This is a genomic window from Wandonia sp. (genome assembly GCF_984588085.1).
Genome location: NZ_CFIGVI010000050.1, coordinates 9,976 through 20,684 on the forward strand (window position 1 = coordinate 9,976; position 10,709 = coordinate 20,684).

A 10,709-nucleotide genomic window follows, 5' to 3' on the forward strand; every position below is an offset into this window, starting at 1 on the left:
AAATAAGAATGATTTGATGCATGATTCGAAGCAGGGGAGTGAAATCACGATTAAACAACGCCATAGTACTGATGGTGCAGTAACAGATGCGTATGAAGTACAGGAAGCGGACAGAAGTATTGATCCGGATAAAATGGATAGAGGGAATACGTATAAGGTAGATGTATTGCCTGTACGTAAAATAGGAGGCGATACGAAAGAAGTGTCAGATCCGGTTAATGTTGCATCAACACCTGTAAAACACCAATGGATAACCGGGGTTGCATTGACAGGAACTTTGGGATATGGAGATAACTTTTTGGGAGAATCAGGACAGGGGAGAGGAATGAATGGTTCGCTAGGTCTGGATTTTACAATGGAGTATAGAAAATTCTCCTTTAAAACGGGATTGTCATTTGGGCTTTCATCGATTAAGGGGTATGATTACAGGGAAGAACGAATTATTTACGGACTGGAGTCAGTTATAGCCGTAAATGAAGTAAAATACAACAACTTACTTACGGCTGAGTTGCCTCTTATGATAGGGTACTCAGGAAGAAAGCATAGTATTTATGCAGGTGTTGGAATTAACTTCTTACTAAACGCAAATGGAAGAGTAACGGCCTGGGATAAGTCAGTTAACGGGACAAATGAATGGGGGTATTCAAATAGTCTTAGAGATAGCTGGATGGTGGGTGCTGTAGAATATAATTACAGAATTGCTACGAGATGGAAAATAGGCGTGAAATGTACTGTAGATTTGACAAAAAGAGGTCAGCTTCCTGAAATACAGGGAGGGAAAAAACTACAAATGTGGAATGGAGCGATTAAATTTAGTTATTTATTGAATTGATGAAAGCGTATAATTATATCCTTATTCTGATGATACTACTTCTGGCGGCCTGTCAGAAAGAGTTTCCGAAATTGCCGGAAAGTCAGATGGCTCCTGTGTTTTATGCTAAAGGAGTAATCGACGGAAAGGAGATAGAATTCAGAGCAGGAGATGATAGCTTTGTTATGAGTTCGTTACTATGGAACTGGAACAATGTACCGGTGTACCAGGGGAAATTGCATAATTCGGAGAACAGTTTTACTGTTGACCTGTTCGAAGGTAATTTGTTGAGACAGGCAACGTATAATGAATTGACGCAAGGTGTTACGTATGGATGTGCTTACTTGAGTTCCGGAGAAGTTTTGGCAGGTGTTGCTGTTGATAATCTCACCCAATCCTCCGGAATAGAAGCCGGAGTTTGGATGTTAAACGATACGACGGAGGGACAGGAAGTGGCGTTTTATGAACCCGGTCGATATAATCTTTCATTGAGCATTCCCGGAAGTGTTACATATGAATTGAAAAACGAGGTGATAATCGGATACGAATTGCCTTATCGATTCAGGCTTGGGGCAGAGATCCAAAATCAGATTGTTACACTCCAGATAACAGAAAATTCATCGGAAATCAGTCAGGTGGAGTGGAGTTATGGAATGCAGAGTGCTCTTACTACCGGTGCCGTCCAGCAATTCCAGATGCTGAATGGGAGTGTTGAGGTTGTAGCCAGAGTTACATTCAGTGACGGAGCTGTTCGCGAAAGGAGAATACTTGTGGGGCAGGGGAATGCAGTTTCAATTGAAGATTATGTGTACTTTATTGAAAGTCAGATGGTACGATACTTTGATTATAAAGTAGACGTGAAGATACATTTGGGGGAAGAGAGATACACAACAATAGATGTTGAACAAAATGAAGCTGCGGTAGCCGTATTGGAAAATGAACTATTTAAAGATATGCTAACAGGAGAACAGGTACTGAAGTTAAAAATGACAATGACTTTAAATCTGAGAAGGGAAAGTGACGGAGGTATTACAGAGACCGTAATCGAATCGATTATTGCGATGCCGGTTATGGAATAGAAAAAATGTTACATTTGTCTATAAATAAACAGATTATGTTCAGGTATTTACTCCTCGTTACTTTTTGTCCACTGGCAATTTCTTCTCAGGCTCAGATTGAAATAAATGCATCCGATTTTCCCGGAGAGAGAGATACAGTCAGGTACTCGAATGCTCTTGACTTTACGATTGATTATTCTGCTACCGGGGAGGATTATTTCTGGAATTTCAGTGATCTTAATCCAGATTCTCAGACGTTGATAAATCATCTTTCTGTTGATGATGCTGATAATTTGACACAGGCTTATTTTGGGCCGTTTGTACTTCCTGCCTACCGGGCGACGTATTATTTGCCCGCAACAGCTATACCTTTTGACGATTTGGGGCAATTTGTATCAATTCCGATCGAAAATTTTTATAGGTTCTACAGAAAAACCAGTTCAGAACTGAATGTAATTGGTTTAAGTCTATCTTCAGGAGGATATGGTCTGGGAAGTCGTTCGGATACAATAGAAACAGCTTATCAGTTTCCGATGCAGTTTGGACAGCAATTTAATTCAAGAGGATATACGGCAATAGATATGTCAATAGCTGTTCCTGCGCAGATCAAACAATATCGCCAGAGAGAATGTGAGGTGGATGGTTATGGAGAGCTGATGACACCTTATGGAACTTTTGATGTTTTGCGTGTACACAATCGCATTCACGAATTAGACTCCGTTTATTTTGAGGTAAGCGGATTCGGACAGTGGTTTGCATTACCTGTTCCGGTCAGAAATGAATATCAGTGGTGGACAAATGACCAAAAAGGTGCGGTTTTGGAAGTGATAACCAATGAAATTGCCGGGCAGGAGCAGGTAACAGAAGTGCGTTATAGAGATAATTACAGAGCTGATCTAGTGGCCTCTGTGGGAGAGGAGAAATTAAAAACACTGCAAATCTACCCTAATCCTGTTGCCGATAAGCTTTTTGTTACAGGTACGGATAGCGCGTCTCAGTTAACCATTTACACGGCTTCCGGGCAAGTGTTGTTGGAAGAGGCGTATACTACTCAAGGCGTAAATCTTAGCGATTGGGAGTCAGGAGTGTATTACGTGAAAATTACAACAGGAGATCATATTGTGATAAAGAGTTTTGTGAAAGAGTAGTACGATTTAGCTCTTCTACTGTTCTGCCGATTGTGAAAAACAATTGATAAGTTACCTGATTTTTAGCGGGCGTTTTTTGTAAATTTGAAGGTAAATTTTTTCCGCCCATGTATATCATATTCGATACTGAAACAACTGGTTTGCCGCGTGACTGGAACGCACCTGTAACTGATACAGATAACTGGCCCCGTTGTGTGCAGATTGCCTGGCAGATTCATGATGATATGGGACGCCTCGTTGAGGCGAAAGACTATCTGGTAAAACCGGATGGCTTTGATATTCCTTTCGATGCTGAACGAATACATGGGATCTCAACGGAACTTGCCGAACAACAGGGTATTCCGATTCAGGAAGTACTGGAAGATTTTAATCGGGCACTTGGGCAGGCAAAGTTTGTTGTAGGGCAGAATATTGGTTTTGACCTGAATATCATGGGGGCGGAGTTCTATCGCTATGGGGTAGATTCTCCCATGTTGGAAATGAAGGTGTTGGATACCTGTACGGAAGATACGGCAAATCTATGTCAAATTCCGGGAGGTCGCGGGGGTAAATATAAGTTACCGACACTTACGGAGCTGCACAGCTATTTGTTTGGAGAACCTTTTGCTGAAGCCCACAACGCAACTGCCGACGTTGAGGCAACGACACGTTGTTTCCTTGAGCTAGTGAGAAGAGGTGAATTCTCGATTGAGCAGCTTGACGTTGAGGAAAGGTATATTGAGAACTTTAAGGAGTTTAATCCGCAACCAATAGGAAGAGTTGGTCTTAAGCACTTAAACCTGAAAGCGGAAAGTGATAAGATCCGAAAAGCCACCCAGCAGGATGACTCATTATCTACCGCGGAAAAAGATGAGAACAAGCAGCGCCTTTCAGATGTGGATTTTGTCCATCTGCATAATCACTCACAGTTTTCCATCCTGCAATCGACGATTGATGTAAAGGCACTCGTAAATAAAGCAGTTGAGTTGAATATGCCCGGAGTAGCTCTTACGGATTCGGGGAATATGATGGCTGTTTTTCACTTTGAAAAATACGTTTCAGGGTACAATAAGAAAATAAAGGCTGAGCGCCAGGCGGCGGAAGAGAAGGGAGAACCCTACAATAAAAAAGAATTAATTCCTATCATCGGTGCGGAGTTAAATATCTGTAAGGACCGAAATGATAAAAGAAACAAGGACAACGGGTATGCGGTAGTCTTTTTGGCGAAGAATAAAAATGGATACCACAACCTGGCAAAAATGGCTTCCATTGCCTATACAGAAGGCTTCTATTACGTACCCCGAATCGACAGGGAAATCGTTGAGAAGTATAAAGAAGATCTGATCGTACTTACCGGAAATCTTTCCGGTGAAGTACCCAACCTTATTCTAAACGTGGGAGAGCAACAGGCGGAAGAAGCACTGGTGTGGTGGAAAGAACGTTTCGGAGAAGATTTATATATTGAGTTGATGCGTCACGGGCAGGAAGATGAAGATCGTGTAAATACCACGTTACTGAAGTTTTCTCAAACGCATGCTGTTAAAATTGTTGCGACCAACAATACATATTACCTGAATAAAGAGGATGCCAAGTCCCATGATATTCTTTTGTGCGTAAAGGACGGTGAATTGGTATCTACCCCAAAAGGACGCGGGCGTGGTTTCCGTTACGGTTTGGATAACGAAGAATATTACTTCAAGTCAACGGAGGAGATGAAGAAATTGTTTATCGATCTTCCCGAGGCAATTGAAAATACGAATGAAATTTTGGCGAAGTGTGAACCCTACGCACTTGCCAGAGAAATATTACTTCCGGCTTTTGATTTTCCTGAGGAATTTAAAGATCCGGAGGATGAAAAAGACGGAGGAAAACGAGGGGAGAATAACTATTTACGTTATCTGACCTACGAGGGAGCCAAGAAACGGTATGGAGAGGTTACCGATGCTATTCGGGAACGACTGGACTTTGAGTTGGATACCATTGCGAATACAGGATACCCTGGATATTTCCTGATCGTACAGGATTTTTGTCAGGCGGCGCGGGATATGGGGGTGTCGGTCGGACCGGGACGTGGTTCTGCGGCTGGTTCTGCAGTCGCTTATTGTATTGGAATTACAAATGTTGATCCAATTCAGTACGATCTCCTTTTTGAGCGTTTTCTAAATCCTGAGCGTGTATCCATGCCCGATATTGATATTGATTTTGATGATGAAGGCCGGGGAAGAGTAATTGACTGGGTAATTGATAAGTACGGGGCAAACCAGGTCGCACAGATTATCACGTACGGTACGATGGCAGCGAAGTCATCCATTCGTGATACAGCGCGTGTACTTGATTTGCCTTTGCCGGATGCAGACAGATTGGCAAAACTCGTTCCTGATATTTCTCTGGCAAAACTGTTTGGACTGGATGATGCTGCTCTTGCTGATAAACTGAAAAACAATTCAGATGACATTCAGAAAGTCAATGAATTGAAAAAGATAGCGGAAGGAAAAGATCTGATGGCTCAGGTGGTAAATCAGGCCCGTAATCTGGAAGGATCAGTCAGAAATACCGGAATTCACGCTTGTGGAGTGATTATTACCCCGGATGATATTACGAATTTCGTCCCGGTAGCTACGGCGAAGGATTCGGATATGTGGTGTACACAGTTCGATAACTCGGTAGCTGAAGAGGCGGGGCTGCTGAAAATGGACTTCCTCGGGCTAAAAACACTTACGCTAATTAAAGATGCGGTTCGTAACGTCAAATTGCGACACGGTATTGAGTTGGACCCGGATCATTTTCCGATAGATGATGAGAAGACGTATGAACTTTTCCAGAGAGGAGAAACAGTAGGGATTTTCCAGTACGAATCCCCCGGGATGCAGAAGTACATGAAAGAGCTGAAACCTACGGTTTTTGCTGATCTTATTGCTATGAACGCCCTGTACAGACCGGGGCCGCTTGAATACATCCCCTCATTTATTCGTCGTAAGAACGGAGACGAAGAAATTGAATACGATCTTGATGCCTGCAAAGAGTACCTGGAAGAAACCTATGGGATTACTGTCTATCAGGAGCAGGTGATGTTGCTTTCGCAGAAACTGGCAAACTTTACGAAAGGTGAGGCCGATGTATTGCGTAAGGCAATGGGGAAAAAACAGGCGGACGTTCTGGCAAAAATGAAACCTAAATTCGTTGAGCAGGCAAAAGGAAACGGACACCCGGAAGATAAACTGGAAAAGATCTGGAGAGACTGGGAAGCTTTTGCTTCTTACGCATTTAACAAATCTCACTCGACCTGTTACGCATGGATCGCCTATCAAACGGCTTATCTGAAAGCAAATTACCCGGCAGAGTATATGGCTTCCGTTCTTTCGAATAATATGAATGATATTTCGAAAGTTACTTTCTTTATGGAAGAATGTCGTCGTTCGGGAATTCCGGTTTTGGGACCGGACGTGAATGAATCCCAGTACAAATTTGTTGTAAACCAGGAAGGGGCAATTCGTTTTGGTATGGGAGCGATCAAAGGTGTGGGGAGTGCTCCGATTATGTCTATTGTGCAAAACAGAGGAGAAAATGGACCTTACAAAACGATCTTTGATTTTGCGTCTCGTGTCGACCTGAAGGTTTGTAATAAAAAAGCTTTTGAGGGATTGGCTTTGGCGGGAGGATTTGATTCGTTTGATGACATTCACAGGGCACAGTATTTTACAATGTCAGGAACAGGAAGATTATTTCTGGAAGATGTAATGAAATACGGTGCAAATATCCAACAAAGTGAAGAATCGGCACAGGTTTCAATGTTCGGGGATTCTGAAACAGAGGATATGCCGGAACCGATTGCTCCAAATGTCGAGGAATGGAGTAGTCTTGTAAAGCTTTCGAAGGAAAAGGAAGTGGTCGGAATTTTTATCTCAGGACATCCTCTGGACGATTTTAAAGTTGAATTGGAGGCTTTTTGCAATGCACAGATTACGGATCTGGAAAACGTACATGAATACGTTGGTAAGGAATTAAAACTAGCCGGAATTGTTACGGAAGTAGAACATCGTTTCTCTAAAAAAGGAAATCCTTTTGGGACGATCAGTATTGAAGATTACTCCGGAGGTACGAAACTATTTTTGTTCGGAGAAGATTATCTGCGCTTCAAACACTTTATGGTGCAGGGAACATTTCTTTATTTAACCGGAAAAGTGGTGAATAAAATGTACCGCAATGATGAATTCGAATTTAAGATCAATGCGATTGAACTACTGGGGGAGTTACGGGATAAACTGGTTCGGTCACTTAGCATAAAACTATCGAGTTCCGATGTCACACCTTTGTTCGTGCAGGAAATGCATGAACTGATTTCCGGGTATTCGGGAAAATGTCAGTTGAAGTTTTCCATTCAGGATCCGACCACAGGAATAGAAGTAAATATGCCGTCCAAAACAATGAAAGTTGACGTCAGCGGAGATTTACTGAAAAAACTGGAGTCGATGCGGCTTGAATTTGTTGTGGGATAAAAAAAGCAAAAATTAGCTCTGATAATTGTTAGGTTATTTGTATCTCTGCGAAAAATTATAATCTATTACACATGAAAAACATCATTCTAGCCTGCTTTATTATGCAGGTGGTAATGCTACATGCACAATTTGGAGGGACGTCAACAAAGAAAGATCTGGAGACAAGATTCTTGAAAACAAAGACACTTGTTGTGAAAACCGGGGACGATCATTTTGATCAGAATTTAGAAGCAGGGTTCAAAAAACACTGGACAATTACCGAATACAAAATGGTAGAGCCTGATTTTAAAATTGACGAAAAGGATAAAAGCATATCGTATGTGAAGCCATTTACGATTACTGTCAGAGATTCGTATACCGAGCAGACTTATGTTCGATACGGAGTATTTATGGGAGGTTCTGAGTCGTCAGATTTCCTGTTGACAGCAGATATTGTTCTTGATGGTTTCGGAAGAGAAGGGAAACTAATCGAAAGTGCGTATCGTGCTGGAGGTATGGCTAAAATGATGCAGGATTTTATTCAGTTGAGATTAGATGGTGAGCCTATTTCAGGTTCTGCCATAACAAGAGTGCGTTACACAGCAGGAGCCGTTTACAATAAAAGAAGCGGTGAAATTCGTAAGAAGACATTACTTGTCGATAAAAATCAACTGACTCAGGGAGAGTATGCAATTGGTCGTAAGCAAACGTTTAGTGAAGCAGATTTTAAAGCATTATACGGAGGTAAAGTAGAATTTGTAAGTACGGAGGAAGTTGAGGAAGCTATTAATTCCGGTAATCCGGAGTATTGTTATTTCTTACCGGTTTATTCACGTAACAAGTTTTTATTCGTTGTTGATTGTGAATCAGGATCTGTTTTGTACAATGGTTATTCCGTAGGAGGAATGTTTATGACAAAGAAAGATATCAAAGCGTTAGGAAAAGCAATTACGCAATAGAGTTTTAAAGAAAAAGATAAAAAACGCTATCGGGATTTTCCGGTAGCGTTTTTCTTTTGGTGGTGCTAAAGGTATGTGAAATACATTGAAAGTTTTATCTTTAAGTGCATAACCAGTAATGAAAACTATGGAAATGTCGAAGTATTATGATATTGTAGTAGAAGAAGTAATCGGGTGGTTTGATTCTTTTGTAGCTATGTTGCCAAACTTTGTTCTTGCGGTACTTGCGGTGATTCTATTTGCTGTTTTAGGAAAACTGGCAAGACGAATGTTTAGCAGGGTATTGGTAAGAGCACTCAATAATCCGGTATTAAGTAACCTCTTGTCCCGGATTTTGTATATCATCATTGTTTCCATCGGCGGTTTTGTTGCCTTAAATATCCTGGATCTTGAAAAAACAGTTACATCGCTTTTAGCCGGAGCAGGGATTGTCGGTTTAGCACTGGGCTTTGCTTTTCAGGATATTGCAATGAATTTTATTGCCGGATTCTTAATGGCGGTGAAACGTCCGTTTAAAGTAGGGCAGGTTGTGCATTGTAATGGAATCAGCGGAGTGATTAAATACATTGGAGTTAGGACAACTCAGATAACATCATTTCAGGGACAGGAAATTCTGGTTCCGAATAAAATTCTGTTTCAAAACCCCTTAACAAATGACTCTGAGAATATCTATAAGCGGATAGATCTGGAAGTAGGTGTCTCCTATAGTGAAGATTTGGAGAGAGTTCGGGAGATTACTCTGGAGGCAGTCAAAGATATACCCAATATTTATAAAGATCGGGAGATTAGTCTGGCGTATGGAGAATTCGGAGCAAGTTCCATAAACTTTACGGTAATGATATGGGTAGAATTCAAAAGCCAACTTGACTTTTTAAAGAGCAGAAGCGAAGCCATCATCGCTATAAAGAAGGCGTATGATAAAACCGGCATAACCATTCCGTTTCCGATCAGAACACTGGATTTTGGTGAGAAAGAAAGTACTGCTTTACGAGCGGCTCTTCATCCTGAAGACTAAATCAGTCCCAGACATATTTTCATCCGTATGATGCGTTGAGCGGATCGTCGAACCTGTTCTCTGAAAGCTTCATTACTTAGATATTCCTGTGTGATCTCTGCGTGAGCTTTCTCTGCATCTAAGGGCATAAGTAGGATGTCACATCCCGCATCAATTGCTTTAACATTAGCGTTTTCTACTTTTGCCACACCACCCATATTCATAGCATCTGTAACAATGATTCCTCTGAAATTCAGACTGTCGCGCAATAATTCTGTGACAATTTTCCGTGAAGTAGATGAAGGTAATCCTTCCGTAGTGAACTCGTCATTATTTTGTACGGCAATATGTGCGATCATAATGGACAGTACCCCATTCTCAATAAGGTACGGGTAATTTTCTACTTCTTTCATCTCACCATCAATCGTAACAAGCTGTTTGTGGGTATCACCACTCACATAACCGTGTCCGGGAAAATGCTTTGCCGTAGCAATAATTTGTTGTTCCTGTGTTTCTTTAATAAATTCCATTGACCAGCGAACAATGCTGTCCTGTGTTTGTCCAAAACTTCTCCATCCAACCGTTTTATTGGGAGACATATCGACAACAGGAGCAAAATTGTAATTAATACCAATTTTTTTCAGATCGGCAGAAATGGTGCGGGCACTTTTTTTAACCTCTTCAATATTCTTAATTTCAGATGCCTTTTTATAAACGGTTGAACCCGTTATTTTCCGGTTAATAAGACTTGGTTCTGCATCAGCGCTATAGAGAAGAGGAAGACCTGCTTTTTCAGTATTTACAGCGTTAAATGATTCTACTTTTTTTCGAAAACCATCTATACTTCCGTTTAATAGTAAAACTCCGCCGATAAGACGATTCTCCAGAAGATGCGTAATTACCGAATCCGGTTGTCCTAATCTTCCTGCTGCGGGCATGATCAACTGAGCAATGATTGCCGTATCGTCCATTTGTTGTAATAAAGAGTCTGTTTTTCTGGCCAGGTCATAATCCCGTGAGAAAAAATCCTGAAGCGTGTACTGCTTTTGTCCGTATACCGGAAGAAGAAGCATAGAAATAAGAATAAACAAGACAGCTTTCATACGTTTATGTTTAAAAAGAATATGTGCAAATACAATGCCGAAAAACAAAGGTAGATCTATTTTTTGGACAGATTTCCCAAACAGGGAATTTGTTTTCACGCCTTGTTGTTATTAACATGAAAAGCAATTTTAAGGAGATTCAGAAAGCCCGGAACTTGTTTTTAGTTATTTTTAAGGCAAAA

Annotated in this window: 7 protein-coding genes; 6 read left to right on the forward strand and 1 reads right to left on the reverse strand. The window is 41.1% G+C overall.

The window, feature by feature from the left end:
* The 6 genes from AC4PL9_RS13460 to AC4PL9_RS13485 all read left to right on the forward strand — a co-directional run.
* Positions 1 to 832 (forward strand): hypothetical protein (locus AC4PL9_RS13460; RefSeq protein ID WP_491605266.1); only part of this gene is annotated, 832 nt, incomplete at its 5' end.
* The gene (locus AC4PL9_RS13465; RefSeq protein WP_491605267.1) at positions 832 to 1,890 is read left to right on the forward strand and encodes a hypothetical protein; all 1,059 of its coding nucleotides are present in this window, start codon (positions 832 to 834) and stop codon (positions 1,888 to 1,890) included. The genes AC4PL9_RS13460 and AC4PL9_RS13465, both read left to right, overlap by 1 nt.
* A gap of 35 nt (positions 1,891 to 1,925) precedes the next feature.
* Positions 1,926 to 3,017 carry a T9SS type A sorting domain-containing protein gene (locus tag AC4PL9_RS13470; RefSeq protein ID WP_491605268.1) on the forward strand — a complete coding sequence of 364 codons (1,092 nt, stop codon included), beginning with the start codon at positions 1,926 to 1,928 and terminating at the stop codon, positions 3,015 to 3,017.
* A 107-nt stretch (positions 3,018 to 3,124) separates the two neighbouring features.
* A complete protein-coding gene (gene dnaE, locus AC4PL9_RS13475) occupies positions 3,125 to 7,492 on the forward strand; it encodes a DNA polymerase III subunit alpha (protein WP_491605269.1) in 4,368 nt (1,455 codons plus the stop codon).
* Positions 7,493 to 7,563: 71 nt separating this feature from the next.
* Positions 7,564 to 8,430: a hypothetical protein gene (locus AC4PL9_RS13480; RefSeq protein WP_491605270.1), complete on the forward strand. Its 867-nt coding sequence runs from the start codon at positions 7,564 to 7,566 to the stop codon at positions 8,428 to 8,430.
* 133 nt (positions 8,431 to 8,563) lie between these two features.
* Positions 8,564 to 9,445 (forward strand): mechanosensitive ion channel family protein, encoded by an 882-nt coding sequence (locus tag AC4PL9_RS13485; RefSeq protein WP_491605271.1) that lies wholly within the window; start codon positions 8,564 to 8,566, stop codon positions 9,443 to 9,445.
* Here AC4PL9_RS13485 and AC4PL9_RS13490 read toward each other — a convergent pair.
* Positions 9,442 to 10,527: a glycoside hydrolase family 3 N-terminal domain-containing protein gene (locus tag AC4PL9_RS13490; RefSeq protein WP_491605272.1), complete on the reverse strand. Its 1,086-nt coding sequence runs from the start codon at positions 10,525 to 10,527 to the stop codon at positions 9,442 to 9,444. The two genes, AC4PL9_RS13485 and AC4PL9_RS13490, sit on opposite strands and share 4 nt — an antisense overlap.
* Positions 10,528 to 10,709: the final 182 nt, after the last annotated feature.

Bases quoted from the DNA above. Each gene is read 5' to 3' on its own strand.
- AC4PL9_RS13485 (WP_491605271.1), top strand. From the start codon at position 8,564: ATGTCGAAGTATTATGATATTGTAGTAGAAGAAGTAATCGGGTGGTTT.
- AC4PL9_RS13480 (WP_491605270.1), top strand. From the start codon at position 7,564: ATGAAAAACATCATTCTAGCCTGCTTTATTATGCAGGTGGTAATGCTA.
- dnaE (WP_491605269.1), top strand. From the start codon at position 3,125: ATGTATATCATATTCGATACTGAAACAACTGGTTTGCCGCGTGACTGG.
- AC4PL9_RS13490 (WP_491605272.1), bottom strand. From the start codon at position 10,527: ATGAAAGCTGTCTTGTTTATTCTTATTTCTATGCTTCTTCTTCCGGTA.
- AC4PL9_RS13465 (WP_491605267.1), top strand. From the start codon at position 832: ATGAAAGCGTATAATTATATCCTTATTCTGATGATACTACTTCTGGCG.
- AC4PL9_RS13470 (WP_491605268.1), top strand. From the start codon at position 1,926: ATGTTCAGGTATTTACTCCTCGTTACTTTTTGTCCACTGGCAATTTCT.